Genomic DNA, 17,129 nt, shown 5'->3' with positions numbered 1-17,129 from the left:
GGCGCGCGCGCGGTGCTGTCGGAACGTCAGGTTGAGGCGTTCGCCGGTCACCCGCGAATCGCGCGGGACGCGGTGTTCCCAATAGAGCTGCGTATCGCCCGCCATCACGATGAGATCGCCGTGCGCGACCTCGACCGTGATCGGATCGTACCGCAGCCCGCTGTCCTTCTTCGGCCGCAACTGGAAGGCGCGCATGGCGCCCAGCGAGAGCGACGCCACGACCAGCCGCGCGTCGCGTTCGCCGTCGTGGTCGCCGTGCCAGGCGACCGCGTCGTGTCCGTTGCGGTAGCGGTTGATGTGCACGTAGTCGTAGGTCGTGCCGGTGTGCGCCTCGATCCGCTCGCGCACCGTTTGCAGCGTCGGGGTCCAGGGCTGCGGCTTTCCTTCGCCGCGCGCGGCGGTCTCGCGCGGGACCAGAACGCGCTTGCCGTACATGATCCGTGAGTCGGCGCGCCAGAGCGTGTCGGCGTTGAGCTCGCGCACGAGCGCATCGGCGGTCAAGGCGTCGAGGAACTCCGGAACGTAGGTCACGTCGCCGTGGTCACCGACGAGGGTTGTCGGGAGCTCGGCCGACGCGAACAGGGGGATTTGGCGGACAGCGTACATGAGAGGAATCTCGAACATACGTTCGAGATTCCTCTCCGAATCCCTTCCTTCTACCGGGTCAGCTCCGGCTGGTCGAGCTCACGAACGCATCGGTCGCCGGGACGAGCCGAGCTTTGAGATCGGACTGGAACCGCGCGCTCTCCATGCCGCGGGCGATATAGATGGAGGTGCTCGCCGGGACGTGTGCCCGTACCCACGCCTCGATCTGATCGAGCGGCACGGCATCCCAGAACATCTGCGGGACGTATTGTGCGAGAATCAGGATGCGCTCGAACTCGGACGTCGAGCTGAGCAACTCGCTCGAGTGCGTGGTGAAGAACTGCCACGCCATGGCCGGGTGGTATTCGGACAGCATGCCGATGAACCGGATGCGGAACGCGGCGGCCTGGGGCGGAACGGCCGGCGACATGACAAGTTGGAGCGACTGCTGCGCCAGCTTGGGATCCTTGACGAAGAACAGCGGGCTGAAGTAGCGCTGGAACTCGGCCTGCTCGCGCGCCGTCTTCGCAACCGCGACGAGCTGGTCGTACGTCGCTTGATCGGCGTTGATCGCGACGATCGTCAAGATCATTTGCTGGTCGTCGGCATCGATCGCCGAGCGATCCTTGACGAAGGCGGCGAAGCGCTTGCGAGCCTCGTCGACGACGGGCTGATAACCGACGCTTCCGAGCGCGCGCAGCACGTCGCGCCGCAGCTGCCCTTTCGCGGGCGTCTCGCCGGGCTGCGACGTCCACCCGAGCGTGTTGTACACCGGCATGACCAGCCCGCGCGCGTAGGCGACGAAAGCGTCGTAGCCGGCTGTCCCCCGCTCGTCGCGCTCGATCACACCGATCGCACTGAGGATCTGCTCCCACGCTCGCGCATCGAAGTCCGTCCCCATCGAGGACGCCAGCGCGAAGTACGAGGAGAGCGGTGCCTGGTTCGCCTGGACCAAGGCCCACTGATCGTCGAGCATCGCGATCTTGTCCGCGTCCGGCAGTTGCCCGAAGTGCTTTTGATTCACCGCCAGCGTCTGCGCATCATAGGCCACTCGGTAGAAACCGATGTCGCCGGCATTCGCGCTCAGCGGTTCGTCGCAGCGTCCCGCCGCGACCGTTTGCCCGTCCTGCGTGAGCAGCACTTGCTCCGGCGTGCCGTTCCCGGAGCGAACGTCCATCGGAACGCTCCAGTGCAAGTGGGCCGGATCGCTGCCGGTCAGTAGGAAGCGCTTCTGCGAGAGCGTGATCGTTCGGTTCCCCGCCGCATCGCAGCTCGCCGCTACCATGACGAGCGGGAAACCCGGCTGCGTCGTCCACGCGGCTGCGACCTTCGCCACGTCTTTGCCGCTCGCCGCGCTCAGGCCGTTCCACAGATCGGCGCTCGTCGCATTCGAGTACGCGCGCGCCTTGATGTAGCGGCGCACGCCGTCACGGAACGTGTCGGGGCCCAGATACGCCTCCAGCATGCGCAGGAACGCTTGGCCCTTGCTGTACGTGATCTCCGGATCGAACGCGGCTTCGGCCTGGAGCTCGTCGGTGACGTGCTGCTCGATCGCGTGCGAGGTGCTGCGCGCGTCGGCCGCCATCGCACCTTCCTTGTCATCGTCCTGCCCTTCCCACCAGGTCCAGGTCGGATTGCGCAGGTCGGTCTCCTTCGCCGACATCCAGGACGCGAAGCTCTCGTTGAGCCAGAGGTCGTCCCACCAGCCCATCGTCACCAAGTCGCCGTTCCACTGATGCGCCATCTCGTGCGCCTGCACCGAGAACACGTCTTGCTGGCGTCCCATCGTCGAGTTCGGCGGGAGCAGCAAGATCTGGTCGTTGTAGGTGATCGCGCCCCAGTTCTCCATCGCGCCCTCGAAGCCGCCGGGAACGGCGATCGAGTCGAGCTTGGGCAGCGGGTACTTCACGCCGAAGTAGGCGTTGTAGTCGGCGAGGATCTGCTGCGCATTGGCGAGCGCATAGGCTCCGCTCTGCTCTTGGCCGCGCACCGCCCACACGCCGAAGTTCGTTCCACCGCTGGTCGCGGAGATGCGCGCCAGGTCGCCGGCGGAGAACTCGACGAGGTACGTCGGCATCTTCGGCGAGCGTTCGAACGTCGTCGTCGCCGTCGCGCCGTGCACGGTGCGCGTCGCCACCGGCATGTTGGAGACGACCGCCCAGGCGGCCGGCACGGTTGCCGTCAGCGTGAAGGTCGAGCGAAACGCCGGCTCGTCCCAGCACGGGAACATGCGGCGCGCGTCCGTCGACTCGAACTGCGTCGAAAGCATCGTCCCGCTCGCGCCGGCCGGGGTGCGGTAGGGTTGGACGAACAGTCCTTGCGGCGCGGTCTCCAGCTTTCCCGTGTAGCTCATCGTGAGCGTGTGGCGTCCGACCGTGGCCGGATGCGCCAGCGAGATCGTCGTGAGTTGCTTCTCGTTCTGGGTGTCGACCGCGGCGACGGGGGTGCCGTCCAGCCGCACGTCGCTCAGGGTCTCGTTGAGCGTGTTGAAGACGATGCGGGTGGTCACTTTTCGCACCAGTAGGGTGACCGTCTCGTGACCACTGAGCGTCTTGGCGGCGATGTGCGGCACGATCGCGACCTGGTAGTCCGTCGGCACGACGTCCTTCGGCAACCGGCCCGGCGCAGTATCGAAGTTGAACGGCGCGTCGGCGAACGCGGGCGCGCAAACGCCCGCCGCCATGAGCAGGCCGAAGCCAAGAACTAGTTTTCTCATCGACGCCGCCCTTCCGGGAGTCCCGTTCCGCTCCCTACGCCGCCGCCGGGGTTACCGACAGCATGAATTCACCAACCTGCCCACCAAGAAAAGCGAGCTTCTCGGCGGCCGTCCACCGCGCACGAGTGGCTAGTAACAACTGCCGTCTCAACGGTGACGAACGTCGAACGAGACGTGAACGAGCTACAGCAGGCGATGCACAAACGGGTACAGGGCTGTCATGAGCAGCGAGCGCACTCCTTCACCGACCAACGACCCGAAGCGCGAAGCGATCGACGACGAGCGCGACGCCGTTTTGGCAGCGGACGATACCGGTCTGGTCGCGGGTGAACAACTCATCACTGTCGTGGAATCGGTTGAGCGTGACGCAGACGACGCAGGTAACACGTAAATCTTGATGCAACCGTTCGCCCGACATGAATGGCACCCGTGGTGCTCGCGCCACCCTTTGGGAGAAGGCCCAGAATCTTCCATTGGCGCGAGACGAAGATTTCTTCGGACCTAACCGTCGACCGCTGGGCGTCGACTCACAGTATCTCCGCGTCATCAACGACACCGCGCTGCGGTCGCGTTTGATCATGGCGGGGATCGCCGAGGGCCTCCAATCGCCGAAGGGCCCCCAGCGCATCAAGTCGATCATTCGACTCTATCCCGATTTCGACGCGCCACGTCAGGAGAACCGGCCGCGGCCTCGGGCCGCCGCGGCTGCCGGCGGGACGGTGCGCGAGGCGGTGCGCGGCGGCGCCTTCGGCCTGCCGACGGTCGAGGAGATGAATCAGCTCCTCAACCGCATCCAACAGGTCGAGCGGGACGTCAGCGTCGAGATGCAAGGGAAGCTCGGTCAGGACATCGAGCGCCTCAAGCGGCAGATCTCCGCACTCGAAGGAGATGAGTTCGAGCGCGCCTTCCGCGAGCTCGAGACCGCAATGCGCCAGCGGCGGGAATTGGCCGTCCAGATACGCGAGGAGGCCTTCCGCCGGGTGGACGCCGACAGCGCCTTCGCGCCCCGGCGCTTCCTCCGGCTGATCTCGCGCGATCGCGCCGGCGTCTGACCGCCGGCCAGCTGCCCGGCCTGGCGTACGGGTCCGCCAGGCGAGAGCTGGACAAAATTGAACGGTACTCCTGTCTCGAGACCGAGGTGCCGATCACAATTTGGGAGTAGCCTCGCAGAGCAGTCGTGATCCGGAGTGTAGCGTCTGACGGTCGTCCTAATGTCGGCGGAGTCTTCCGTCCGATCGATCGCCCACGCGTTCTCGAGCGCCTTGCGACCGCGGCCCAATATCGGATCACCACGATCATCGCCCCGGCCGGCTTCGGGAAGTCGGTTGCTCTGCGGCAGTTCCTAGCGACCGTTCCCTCCTCGGTCGTCTATGACGTCCCCCCCGACGCCACGACCCTGGTCCCATTCGTCCGCGGTTTCGCGGAGGCGCTGGCAGACATCGCCCCCGGACTCCGCCGCTCACTGGCGACCGCGCTGGACGGGGCGCGCGAGTCCGAGACCCCAGGCCGGGACCTCGGCGCGTGGGCAGCCACGCACGTACGCTCACTGAATACCCTCATCGCGCTCGACGATCTGCACGTCGGCGAAGGCGATCGCGAAGTCTCCCGGTTCCTGTCCGTCCTCATCGACCGAACGCGCGACGGCCCACGGTGGCTGCTCTCGTCGCGAAGCCCGCTCGAGCTCCCGGTTGCATCGTGGCTCGCCTACGGTGACTCCGACCTTATGATCGACGCCGTCGACCTTCGGTTCACGGTCGACGAAGCGCGCGAAAGCGCTCGCACGTCGCGAGTAGCCGTCCGCGACGAAGAACTGGCCGCGATCATCGATCTGGTCGACGGTTGGCCGACCGCGCTTACTTTTGCACTGCGCGTCTCCGTTCGCGCCAGCGACCTACGCACGGTTTCGGCCGGCACCCGCGAGATGGTATATCGGTATTTGGCCGAGCAGGTTTGGCACTCGCTCGACGACCGTATGCGTACGTTCTTACGCACGGTCGTCTTCCTGCCGCGCATGGAAAACCGGCTCGCGACGGCCGCCGGTTTTAACAACGCTGCCTCGATCATCGAGACGCTGCGCGAGCGCGTCGCTTTCGTCACGGTGCTCGATACAGGCGTGTACCAGCTCCACGACCTCTTTCGCGACTTCGTGCGCCGGCAGATCGAACTAGAAGGGGAAGACGCGCTGCGCGAAGCGATCCTCTCGGCCGGCCGCGTCCTCGAGAAAGCAGACCTTCCGGCCGCCGCCCTTGAGCGGTACCTAGAAGTCCACGCAACGGACGATGTCGCACGGGTGCTTGCAAGCGCGAACTTTCGTCTCCTCGAAAGCGGCCATTACGACGTCGCAGAGCGCGCGGTCCGGATGTTGCGCGGATCGCTTGCCCTCACGCCCGGCGTGCTAGCTGTGCGTGCCGCGATCGAGGAGTCGCACGGACGAGTCGAAAGCGCTGAAAAGCTCTACGAATCAGCGCTTGATCGCAGCGGCGAGGATCTTGCCTTCCAAGTCGAAGTTGCATGGCGCTTCGGCGTCGTGATGTACCAGCAGGGCCGCTTCGAGGCGGTGCCACGGCTCGAAGCGCTCGTTAGTCGGGCGGACCTCTCCGACGCCGATCGCGCAAACATCGCAGGCTCGCTCGCACAGGTGAAGGCTCTCGCAGGCGATCTCCCGGCTGCAAGCCGGTACTTAGAGGATGCTCTCGCGCTCGCAGATTTCGCGGACGACGTCACGCGCGCTCGTACGTACGGACGAGCAGCGACGGTCGCCTTTTTTGCACGCGATGAGGGTGCGCTTGAGCGCTTCACTCGCGAAGGAATTCGATTGGCGACTGAAGCGGGTATCTTCCAGCTCGCTGCGCGCCTCAATGTGACGGTCAGCGCTTCGCACGCCTTCATGGGCCGACTCCCGTCGGCCGCGTGGTACTCCTCGCAGGTCGTGAGTAACGGGGAAAAGGCTGGAGATCCCCAGCTGCAGACGATCGGCCTGCGCGACCTGATGCTAGTCGAAGCACAGCGAGGCAACGAGTCACGCGTGGCGGAACTCGACCGGCAACTCGCCAGCTTGTCGTACCGAGGACCGCTCGCGATCTCGTCCTTCGCGCTAGCCAAGGCGCTCGTCTCCATCGGCCAACAACAGTTTACTGAAGCGCAAAGCATTCTTGGTACAGTCGCGCGCAAAGAGCTCGGCGTGTTCCAAGAACGCTTGCGTAGCGGGTTGCTTTCGATCGCGGCCGCCTGTGGCGAAGATCGGCAAGCGGCGCTGGGCGCGCTGGAATCATACGAGCAGGCCGTGGAGACAGGCGACGACACCGGCCCAATTTTCCAACACTTCAACTCGCTCGCCGAACGGTTCGCGATTCTCGGCAACATCGCGCTCGGCCGTAACTCCGTCGCGCAGCGCCTCTTGCGTAATGCCTCTCCTCTCTCCAAGAGCATGGCCGGCCTGGACCCTGGCATTTCCGCCCTGCTGAACCGCGCACCGGAGCAGCTTGCCGACGCGGTCCGAACGATGCGCCTCGACGGGGTCGCCGGTCTCGGCCGACTGCTGGAGGTCCTCCAAGCTCGCCTCGAGCCGGCCACTGAGTTCAGGGGTGACCTGACGGCCGTCGAGCTCCAGGTCCTTCTCTCGATGGCGCGAGGGCTCTCGAACAAGGCAATCGCTGACGACCAGCGCCGGGCCATCAACACGGTCCGCACCCACGTTTCCTCGATTCTCAGGAAGCTTGGCTGCGAGAGCAGGGGCGAGGCGGTCGCCGCCGCCCGCCGATTGGGGCTCGTCTAAGACGAAACGGTCTCGTCCTTTCGGACGAGTGTGGAGCGGCTCTTGATATTGATAGCGTTGGGGTACCCCCTCACCCTCGCTAAGGAGCCTACGTGCTTACCGCTGCCGTCGCTGTTGCACTCGTCGTCGTCGTCTGTGGCACGACGCTTCCGATCGGGAACTAAAGGCCTCTCCATGGACGGCCGGACCGCGCTCGCGCGGTACCTCGTGGAAACCCGATCGACGATCGCCCATGCGATCCTCGACAGGTTGCCTCCGCGTCCGACCGGCCAAGCATCGGCGCTGATCGTCCGCTCCCTGGTCTCCGCGGTGGGCCAGGCGATCGAGACCTCGAGCCCCGAACCCGTCGTCGCCTGGGCCCGCATGGCCCGGGGCGCCTACCCCGTCTCCACCATCCATGAGCTCGTCCTAGCGGCGACCGAATCCGCCGCCGAGATCGGCGAGCCCCTGCACCTGGACTTCTCGGCGCTGCTGGTTTTCCTCGAGATCGTGAAGGCCAACGTCACCGACGCCTTCCCGCTCGCGCCCGGCGCGCGCTTTGACGACCCGACCCGGACGACCGGTCAGGTCCTCGACGGCGTGCTCGCGATGCTGAAAGCTCGCGACGAGGCGACCTGCGCCCACTCGCACGCGACCGGCGCCTGGTGCCGCCGCCTGGCCGAGCAGCTCAATCTCTCGGCGAGCGCGTCCGACTTCATCGTCAAGGCGGGCATCTTGCACGACATCGGCAAGATCGGCACGCCCGACGACATCCTTTTCAAGCCCTCGACGTTGACCCCGGACGAGTGGAAGGTCATGCAGCGCCACGCCGAGTTCGGCGCGCAGATCCTCAGCGAGCTGCCGGCACTGGCGCCGTATGCGCCGATCGTCCGCGCGCACCACGAACGCTGGGACGGCCGCGGCTATCCGTACGGCCTCAAGGGCGAAGAGATCCCCTTCGAAGCACGCGTGGTCGCCGTCGCCGACGCCTTCCACGCCATGATTTCGGCGCGGCCCTACCGGCCCGCCATCGGCCAGCGCGAAGCGATGGCCATCCTCCGCGAAGGCCGCGGCACCCAATGGGATGCGAGCGTGGTCGACGCGATGATCGAGATGTTGGAAGCGCCGCGGACGCGCGGGAGACGGGAAGCGGCGCGGGGGTAGCCCCAACTGGGTGTGGGCCGAAGGGAGTCGTGTCCGGGTGTGGGCGCGGCTCTTTTTCGTTTGTCCGCTGGGGTGGCAGGACGAGGTGCGAGGACGCCTCGCGGGGACGCTCCCGACGCGCATCCTGCGCTCTGGTCGCTCCGGCGCTCCGCGGCTTCCGCCCTCCGGGCTCACGCCGCTGCGCGAGGCCCCGCGAGGCGTCCTCGCACCTCGTCCGGGCAGCGTGGTCGCGGGGCGAAATAGGCCGGGAGTTGTTGGCGTGGTTTGTGTGGCGGGGAGCATTTGGGTTCGGGGTGGTGTGAGAAAGAAAACAGCCCGAGCGCGTTTGCTCGGGCTGTTTTTCGTTGACGGACTGGGGATCAGTAGTCGTCGTCGGTGGAGTGCGCGAGGGGACCTTCGTCTTCTTCCTCGGCCTCGGCGTAGTCTTCGTCTTCTTCCTCGAGGGTGTAGCCCTCGTCTTCTTCCTCTTCCTCGGCCGTCGGCGGGGCTTCGTCTTCGGCGACCTCGTCGACGACGATCTCGCCGTCGTCGGTCATCGTCGCACGCAGGCCGCCCAGCGGACTGGCGGGGAGGATGTCGTCGTCGGGCGCACGCCCGCCACGCGCGGGCGTCGGCGAAACGAGCGGAGCCGAATCGTCGAGCTCTTCCTCTTCTTCCTCCGGCTCCTCGACCTCGACGGCGCCGGCGGCCTCGCCACCCTCTTCGCCCTCTTCGTCGGCGGACGGAGCGATCGGAATCGCTTGCGCGAGACGATCGCGTTCCGCTTCGCGCTCGGCGAGCGCGGTTTGCGAGAGACGCGGATCCTCGTCGCCCATCAGCAGGCCGATCTCCTGAGCGCGCTCGGCCATGTCGTCGTCCTGGATGCGGATTTCGACTTCCTCGCGCTGCTCGGTGAGGACCTTGACGTCGAGCGCCAGCGACTGGAGCTCCTTGATGAGAACCTTGAACGACTCCGGCACGCCGGGTTCGAGCACGTTCTCACCCTTGACGATCGCTTCGTACGTCTTGACGCGACCGACGACGTCGTCGGACTTGACCGTCAAGAGCTCTTGGAGCGTGTACGCCGCGCCGTAGGCTTCGAGCGCCCAGACTTCCATTTCGCCGAAGCGCTGGCCGCCGAACTGCGCCTTACCACCCAGCGGCTGCTGCGTGATCATCGAGTACGGACCAGTCGAGCGCGCGTGGATCTTGTCATCCACGAGGTGAGCCAGCTTGAGCATGTAGATGTAGCCGACGGTGATCGGGCGTCCGAAGCGTTCGCCCGAACGGCCGTCTCGCAGCCACGTCTTGCCGTCGGCGGGGAGACCCGCGTCCTGCAGCCATTCGCTGATGTCCTCGGCGTGCGCACCGTCGAAGACCGGCGTCGCGATGTGGAAGCCCAGCATCGCGGCGGCCCAGCCCAGGTGCGTTTCCATGATCTGCCCGAGGTTCATGCGCGAGGGCACGCCCAGCGGGTTGAGCACGATGTCGACGGGGGTGCCGTCCTCGAGGTACGGCATGTCCTCTTCCGGCAGCACCTTGGCGATGACGCCCTTGTTGCCGTGACGGCCGGCCATCTTGTCGCCCTGCAGAATCTTACGCTTCTGCGCGACGTAGACGCGCACCAGGTGGTTGACGCCCGGGCTGAGCTCGTCGCCGTTCTCGCGCGAAAAGCGCTTGACGTCGATGATCTTGCCCTTCTCGCCGTGCGGCACTTTCAGCGAGGTGTCGCGCACTTCACGCGACTTCTCGCCGAAGATGGCGCGCAGCAGGCGCTCCTCGGCCGTCAGCTCGGTCTCGCCCTTGGGCGTGACCTTGCCGACCAGGATGTCTTCCGGACGAACCTCGGCACCGATGCGGATGATGCCGTTCTCGTCGAGATCCTTGAGCGAATCCTCACCGACGTTCGGAATGTCGCGCGTGATCTCTTCGGGCCCGAGCTTCGTGTCGCGGGCTTCGCACTCGTACTCCTCGATGTGGATCGAGGTGAAGCGGTCGTCCTTGACCATCCGCTCGGAGATGAGGATCGCGTCCTCGTAGTTGTAGCCTTCCCACGGCATGAACGCGACCATCACGTTCTGACCCAGCGCGAGCTCGCCCTCATCGGACGACGGTCCGTCGGCCAGGATCTGGCCGCGCACGACGCGGTCGCCGACCGCGACGATCGGACGCTGGTTGATGCACGTGCCCGCGTTCGAGCGGGTGAACTTGAGCAGGTCGTAGGTGTGCTCGAGCCCGTCGTCGTCGTGCTTGACGACGATCTGGTGCGCGTCGGCCTGCGTGACCTCGCCGTTGGCGCGCGTGAGCACGCAACCGCCGGAGTCCTTGGCCGCGCGGTACTCCATCCCGGTACCGACGATCGGCGCCTGCGGGCGGAGCAGCGGCACGGCTTGGCGCTGCATGTTCGCGCCCATCAGCGCGCGGTTGGCGTCGTCGTGCTCGAGGAACGGGATCAGCGCCGTCGCGACCGAGACGATCTGCTTGGGCGAGACGTCCATCAGCTGCACGCGGTTCGGCGGCTCTTCGACGTACTCTTCGGCGAAGCGCGCGACGACGGACGGCGCGGTGATCTTGCCGTTGGCGTCGATCTCGGTGTTCGCTTGCGCGATGATGTACTCGTCTTCACGGTCGGCCGTGAAGTAGCGCAGCTCGGTGCTGACCACGCCGTCGCTCACGACGCGGTACGGCGTCTCGATGAAGCCGTAGCGGTTGACGCGCGCGAACGTCGCGAGCGAACCGATCAGACCGATGTTCGGGCCTTCCGGCGTCTCGATCGGGCAGATGCGACCGTAGTGCGAGTGGTGGACGTCGCGGACTTCGAAGCCCGCGCGCTCACGCGAGAGACCGCCCGGCCCGAGGGCCGAGAGGCGACGCTTGTGCGTCAGCTCGGCCAGCGAGTTGGTCTGGTCCATGAACTGCGAGAGCTGCGAGGAGCCGAAGAACTCCTTGATCGCGGCGACGACCGGACGGATGTTGATCAGCGCCTGCGGGGTGACCGTCTCGATGTCCTGAACCGTCATGCGCTCGCGCACGACGCGCTCGAGGCGCAACAGACCGACGCGGAACTGGTTCTGCAACAGCTCGCCGACCGAGCGGATGCGCCGGTTGCCGAGGTGGTCGATGTCGTCCTTGTTGATCTGGCGCGTGGCGACCTTGATCAGGCGGCGCAGCACCGCGATCATGTCTTCGCGCGTGAGCGCCTTCTTGTCGATCGGCGGAATGCGCAGCCCGGCCGCACCGTACTCGCGCTCGAGCTTCCCGCTGAGCTTGTAGCGGCCGACGCCGGCGAGATCGTAGCGCTTCTCGTCGAAGAACAGCGACTCGAGCAGCTTCTCGGCGTTCTCCGCGTTCTCGGGCTCGCCGGGGCGCAGCTTCTTGTAGATTTCCTTGAGCGCGTCTTCCTTGGTCTTGACGTCCTTGTCTTTCTCCAAGCAGTTCGCGATCAGCGGCGAGTTGTCGAACAGCGCCAGAATCGCGTCGTCCGACTCCCAGTTGAAGCCGAGGTCGGGGCGCGAGAGCGCGCGCACGAACGTCGTCGCGTAGATCTTGCGGTTCTTGTCGATGCGGACGCCGATCGTCCCCTCGGTCTCGTCGTTCTTCGTGCCGTTGTCGGTTTCGAACTCGATCCAAGCACCGCGGTTGGGGATGATCGTCGCGTTGAACGTCGGGCGGTTGTTGGTGTCGACGTCCTGGAGGAAGTACACGCCCGGCGAGCGGACGAGCTGGCTCACGATCACGCGTTCGGCGCCGTTGATCATGAAGGTGCCCTTGTCCGTCATGAGCGGGAAGTCGCCCATGAAGATCTCTTGGTCCGGGATACCCTTGATCTCGCCGGACTCGGCCGTGATGAGGCGGACCCGAACGCGCAGCGGCGCCGAGTAGGTCATGTCGCGCTCGCGACACTCCTCGACCGAGTACTTCGGCTCGCCGAGCGAGTGCTCACCGAACTCGAGCACCAGGTTGCCGGTGAAATCCTTGATGGGCGAGATCGACTCGAACGCTTCCTTCAATCCGTCGTTGACGAACCACTTAAAGGAAGCTTTCTGCAGCTCGATCAGGTCCGGGAGCTGCAGGACGTCGGCGATCTTCGCAAACGAGTGGCGCGGCCGCTTGGCTCCCGGATCCTCCGGGAGCTCGACGGTGAACGCCTCCTCGGGAACGTGGAAGCTCGCGCTCGCGATATTCTCTTGCTTGACCGCAGTCGAGCCGTTGGGCGCGGCCGGAGCCGCACCATCGGTCTTCTTACGGCTGCGCGTCGTCTTGGGCTTGTCCGCGGTCGTCTTCGTCGCCATTCTGCTCTGAGGGTTCTTCCTGCGTAGTTACACGCGTTCGCGCCGGTCGGCGGGCACGCCAAAAAGGCAAGGGCCACCCCACCGGAGTGAGGGGACCTCGCTCACCTGTTATGCCGCTATCCGCCGAGAGGCATAGGGCGGTATCGTACCACTTCCTGTCCAGCGCGGTCAAGGGTCCGCGCGTCCGTGGGGTCGCCTCGTCGGGCGTGGCGCGGCCGGCTAGGCCGCGTCGGTCCCCCGGCTGCGCGGAGCAGGGAAGCGCACGACCGGAGGAGCCCCGCCGTTGCGGGCCAGCTCGACGGCCGATTCGAGCGCGGTGTGGCGGTCGCGGGGGCAGGAGCAACGGCGCAGCCGGTCGCCGGCGCACCCGTCGAAATCATGCCGCGCCAGCGCATGCCCGCAGGGGCAGAGCACCAAGTTGTCCATGATCCCTCTCCTTCCGTACCGATCGGCGCGTACGGGCGCCCGGGTTCCGAACGAACCCACGCTTGGCATGTACCCGACCCGGCAGGCCGAAAAACCCTTAGGCCGCTCCATTGGCGACGAAGGCGTTGCGCAACAAGCCGGCCGCCCGGCCGTAGCAGGGGCAAGCGACGCTTTCCAGCCGCACGTCGTCCAGGATCCGCATCCGCGCGTAGCCGTGAGCCACCAGCCCGTCGGCCACCATGCGCCCCAGCACGGTGACGACGCTGGCGCGGCGCACGCCCAGCATCATGGCCACCACGTCCTGGGTGATCTGGATCTCCTCGCCCACGCGGTCACGGGTCGCCAACAGCCACTTCGCCAGCCGTTGCTCGATGGTGTGACGGGCGTTGCACGCGACCCACTGGCCACGCACGCACAGCACCGCGGAGACGTAGCGGCGGGCGACGTCGCGCAACGTGGCATCGCGCTCGAAGACCTCGAGGAAGACCTGCGCGTCCAAACGCGCGAAACGACCCGGCGACTGCACGAGCCACGTATCGCAAGAGCGGCGATCGCCCAGCGTCAGCTCGATGCCAACGAAACCTTCCGAGCCCGCGGCGTCGACCTCGACGCTGGTGTCGTTCTCGAGCGGGCGCAGCGTCGAGACGATGCCGGAAAGGGGAAACCAGATCGCGTCGATGTTCTGGCCCGCCGCCTGCAACACGTCGCCGATCCCACCGCCGTGCGCCGTCATTCGCGACTCCAGCAGCGAGCGGGTGCTCGGCGAGAGCGCGTTCATGAATCGGTTCTTCTCGGCGGTTCCTACGAGCATACCCCTCGTCTGTACCCGCCTGTGCTAAAGGTCAGGCGTGAAGCTGGCCGCCGGCCAGCCGCATGGAAAGCCGCACCTCGGTCCGCCCGTGATGCGTACGGATCTCGACGGCGTTCACGAGCGCGCGCATGAGCGGCAGCCCACGGCCGCGCTCTTCGCGCCGCTGCGCGGGCTTCCAGCTGCCCTCGTCTTCGACCATGACCACCAGCGTCTGGCCTTGCAGCTCGGCACGCACGTGCACCAACCCGGGCGCGCCGCTGACGTAAGCGTGCTCGACGGCGTTCGCCAGGGCTTCACCGGTCGCCGAGAGGATCGAGAAGGTGCGTTCGCCGTCGACGCCGAGCCGTTCGAGGTAGCGCGCCAGCGAGCGCCGCACGATCGGCACCGCCATCGGTACCGCGGTGAACGCGAACGTGAACGATCCGTTCTCACGGTCGGCCGCGCTGACCGTCAGCGTCGCGACGTCGTCGGTGTTCGCGCTGCCGGCGAAGACGCGCCGCTGCAATGCGGCGGCGGGTTCGGCGTCGCCTTCGATCACCGATGCGCGCACGCCGTCGAGCACGCGTCGTTCGCCTTCGACCACGTCGCGGCTGTACTCGACCAGCCCGTCGGTGTAGAGCGCGAGCAACGCGCCGGGCGGAATCGTGAACGTCCAATCGCTGGCTTCGACGCGGTCGACGATGCCCAGCGGCAGACCGTCTTTCGGCAGTGTTTGCACGCTGCCGGCCGGCAGCGCCAGGATCGGCGCGGGGTGGCCGGCCGCCGCGTACGTCAGCGTTCCGTCGGTCGGATCGATGATGCCGAACAGTGCGGTCACCATCACCGGGTTGGGCCGCATGTTGACGATCGTGTTGGCTCGCTCGAGCACCAGCGAGGGCGAGTTCGGGTTGAGCGCGGCGGCGCGAAACGCTTGGCGCACCTCGCCCATCACGATCGCCGCGCGCAAGCCGTGCCCGGCGACGTCACCGATCGAGAACGCGATGCGCCCGTCCGGCAGGCGAAAGGCGTCGTACCAGTCGCCGCCGACGATCGCTTCCTCCGCGCCGGGGCGGTAGGCCGCGTCGAAGACGAACCGCTCGTCCACCGGCAGGCGCTCCGGCAAGAGCGCGCGTTGCAGGGTGTCGGCGACGTGATGCTCCCGCGCATAGACCTGCTCGGCGTCGACGGAAACCGCGATGCGCAAGGCGAGCTGATCCCAGAGCGAGGGATCGGCGACCCCGCGTCGTGGGGCGACCCGCAGGTAGCCCAAGGCGCGGCCGTGCGCCACCAGGGGCACCGAACGGGTATCTTCCGTCAGCACGCCGCGCCGGCCGATCGAGGTCCGGATCTCGCCCTCGTCGAGCTCGACGGAGAAGCCGTCGGCGAATTCGGGGACGACCAGCCGGCCCACCGAGGCGATCGTCTCGGTGGCGTCCAGCGAGGCCGCAAGTTCTCGACTCGCCGCTGCCAACAGTCGCATCGACGCAGCGATTGCCCGCTCGTCGATCGCCGTCACCGCCTCATCCATGGTAGCAGTTCAGGGACCCCCCTTTGGCCGCTGCGTTACCCTTGGTTGCTCGTACCTAAACGTGACCATTCATTCGTCGCGGCCGACCGCCCGGTATAAGGTTGCGGACGGACATTGTGCGAAACGGGGCCCCGCCGCTACCCCGTTTCCCCGTTTGCGTTTCGGGACGCGCACCGAAGGGTAGCTTGCTCGTACAAGTCGTCCCGCGCACCCGGCGCCGGCGGCGCGAACCTGCGCCGTCGGTTTCGCGCATGTACGGGTCGCCACCAGAGGAGTTCGCGAATGGCGTCTGCGGTCGCCCAGGGCAAGCCGAAAGCCAACGGCAAGCCCAAAACCACGTCACCCACCACCAACGGCACCGCGCCGGCGCACCAGGGCAACGGTGTGGCGCGAGACGACAAAGCGACCCAGACCAAACGTGCGCTGCTGACGGCGCTGCGGGCAGTCGCCCGCGGGGACTTCTCCGTCAAGCTGCCGACGGCGTGGCACGGCGTCGACGGCGACATCGCCGAGGCGTTCAACGAGATGGTCGGCACGAACGCACGGGTGCTGCGCGAGATGCAACGCATCTCGACGGTCGTCGGCTACGACGGCCGCCTCGGTCAGCGGGCCGAGCTGTTCGCGCCGGGCGGCTACGGCGAGAAGCTGTTCGCCCTCAACCGGCTCATCGACGACCTCACCCATCCGATCGCCGAGACGAACCGCGTGCTCGGCGCCGTCGCGCGCGGCGACCTCTCGCAGCAGATGGCGCTCGAAGCCGACGGCCGGCCGCTCAAGGGCGAGTTCCTGCGCAGCGCGCGCACCATCAACGCGATGGTCGACCAGCTCAACGCGTTCGCCGGCGAGGTGACGCGCGTCGCGCGCGAAGTCGGCTCCGAAGGCATCCTCGGTGGTCAGGCGCACGTCCGCGGCGTCGCCGGCACCTGGAAGGACCTCACCGACTCGGTCAACTCGATGGCCGGTACGCTGACCAACCAGATCCGCAACATCGCCGACGTCACGACCGCCGTCGCCAACGGCAACCTCTCGAAGAAGATCACCGTCGAAGCGCGCGGCGAGATCCTGCAGCTGAAAGAGACCATCAACACGATGGTCGACCAGCTGAACACGTTCGCCGCCGAGGTCACCCGCGTCGCGCGCGAGGTCGGCTCCGAAGGCCGGCTCGGCGGGCAGGCCGACGTCCGTGGCGTCGCCGGTACCTGGAAGGACTTGACGGACTCCGTCAACTCGATGGCTGGCAACCTGACCTCGCAGGTCCGCAACATCGCCGAGGTCACGACCGCCGTCGCCAAGGGCGACCTTTCGAAGAAGATCACCGTCGACGTGCGCGGCGAGATGGCCGAGCTGAAGAGCACCGTCAACACGATGGTCGACCAGCTCAACGCCTTCGCCAGCGAAGTCACGCGCGTCGCGCGCGAGGTCGGCTCCGAAGGGAAGCTCGGCGGCCAGGCCTACGTCCAAGGCGTCGCCGGGACGTGGAAGGACCTCACCGACAACGTCAACTTCATGGCGTCGAACCTGACCTCGCAGGTCCGCAACATCGCCGACGTCACGACCGCCGTCGCGAACGGCGACCTCTCGAAGAAGATCACCGTCACCGTGCGCGGCGAGGTCGCCGAGCTGAAGACGACCGTGAACACGATGGTCGACCAGCTCAACGCGTTCGCCGGCGAGGTGACGCGCGTCGCGCGCGAGGTCGGCACCGAAGGCCGGCTCGGCGGCCAGGCGCAAGTCGAAGGCGTCGCCGGCACGTGGAAGGACCTCACCGACAACGTCAACTTCATGGCGTCCAACCTCACCGGGCAGGTGCGAAACATCGCCGAGGTGACGATCGCGGTGGCCAACGGCGACCTCTCCAAGAAGATCACCGTGGACGTCCGCGGCGAAATCCTCCA

11 protein-coding genes are annotated in these 17,129 nt (G+C 66.7%); 5 read left to right on the top strand and 6 right to left on the bottom strand.

Translation table 11 applies throughout. The annotated features are described in order from the left end of the window. Both VMD91_00055 and VMD91_00050 read right to left on the bottom strand, forming a co-directional pair. On the bottom strand, positions 1-606 hold a 606-nt coding region (locus tag VMD91_00055), incomplete at its 3' end, for an alpha-ketoglutarate-dependent dioxygenase AlkB (GenBank protein HTW82443.1). 58 nt (positions 607-664) lie between these two features. Next, on the bottom strand, positions 665-3,301 hold the full coding sequence (locus VMD91_00050; GenBank protein ID HTW82442.1) for a M1 family metallopeptidase: 2,637 nt from the start codon (positions 3,299-3,301) through the stop codon (positions 665-667). Positions 3,302-3,521: 220 nt separating this feature from the next. On the opposite strand from VMD91_00050, the gene VMD91_00045 reads away from it, so the two are divergent. From VMD91_00045 to VMD91_00030, 4 genes are all read left to right on the top strand, one after another. Next, entirely contained in the window at positions 3,522-3,692 is a 171-nt protein-coding gene (locus tag VMD91_00045; protein ID HTW82441.1) for a hypothetical protein, read from the top strand. A gap of 187 nt (positions 3,693-3,879) precedes the next feature. Continuing rightward, positions 3,880-4,353 (top strand): hypothetical protein, encoded by a 474-nt coding sequence (locus VMD91_00040; GenBank protein ID HTW82440.1) that lies wholly within the window; start codon positions 3,880-3,882, stop codon positions 4,351-4,353. Between the two features lie 125 nt (positions 4,354-4,478). Beyond that, positions 4,479-7,076 carry a LuxR C-terminal-related transcriptional regulator gene (locus VMD91_00035; protein HTW82439.1) on the top strand — a complete coding sequence of 866 codons (2,598 nt, stop codon included), beginning with the start codon at positions 4,479-4,481 and terminating at the stop codon, positions 7,074-7,076. A gap of 174 nt (positions 7,077-7,250) precedes the next feature. Continuing rightward, positions 7,251-8,219, top strand: coding sequence for an HD-GYP domain-containing protein (locus VMD91_00030; protein HTW82438.1), 969 nt, complete (start codon positions 7,251-7,253; stop codon positions 8,217-8,219). A gap of 359 nt (positions 8,220-8,578) precedes the next feature. Here VMD91_00030 and rpoB read toward each other — a convergent pair whose 3' ends face one another. The 4 genes from rpoB to VMD91_00010 form a co-directional block, all read right to left on the bottom strand. Beyond that, complete coding sequence (gene rpoB, locus VMD91_00025) at positions 8,579-12,490, bottom strand: DNA-directed RNA polymerase subunit beta (protein ID HTW82437.1); 3,912 nt, start codon at positions 12,488-12,490, stop codon at positions 8,579-8,581. 219 nt (positions 12,491-12,709) lie between these two features. After that, entirely contained in the window at positions 12,710-12,916 is a 207-nt protein-coding gene (locus VMD91_00020) for a hypothetical protein (protein HTW82436.1), read from the bottom strand. Between the two features lie 97 nt (positions 12,917-13,013). Beyond that, entirely contained in the window at positions 13,014-13,694 is a 681-nt protein-coding gene (locus VMD91_00015) for a Crp/Fnr family transcriptional regulator (GenBank protein HTW82435.1), read from the bottom strand. A 64-nt stretch (positions 13,695-13,758) separates the two neighbouring features. Next, positions 13,759-15,234 carry a SpoIIE family protein phosphatase gene (locus VMD91_00010; protein HTW82434.1) on the bottom strand — a complete coding sequence of 492 codons (1,476 nt, stop codon included), beginning with the start codon at positions 15,232-15,234 and terminating at the stop codon, positions 13,759-13,761. 282 nt (positions 15,235-15,516) lie between these two features. Between VMD91_00010 and VMD91_00005 the strand changes: the two genes are divergently transcribed. Continuing rightward, a partial coding sequence (locus tag VMD91_00005; GenBank protein ID HTW82433.1) for a HAMP domain-containing protein occupies positions 15,517-17,129 on the top strand: 1,613 nt, incomplete at its 3' end.

Origin of the sequence: Candidatus Sulfotelmatobacter sp. (assembly GCA_035504415.1) — a bacterium.
GTDB lineage: Bacteria > Vulcanimicrobiota > Vulcanimicrobiia > Vulcanimicrobiales > Vulcanimicrobiaceae > Vulcanimicrobium.
This window is presented reverse-complemented; position numbering and strand designations above follow the sequence as displayed.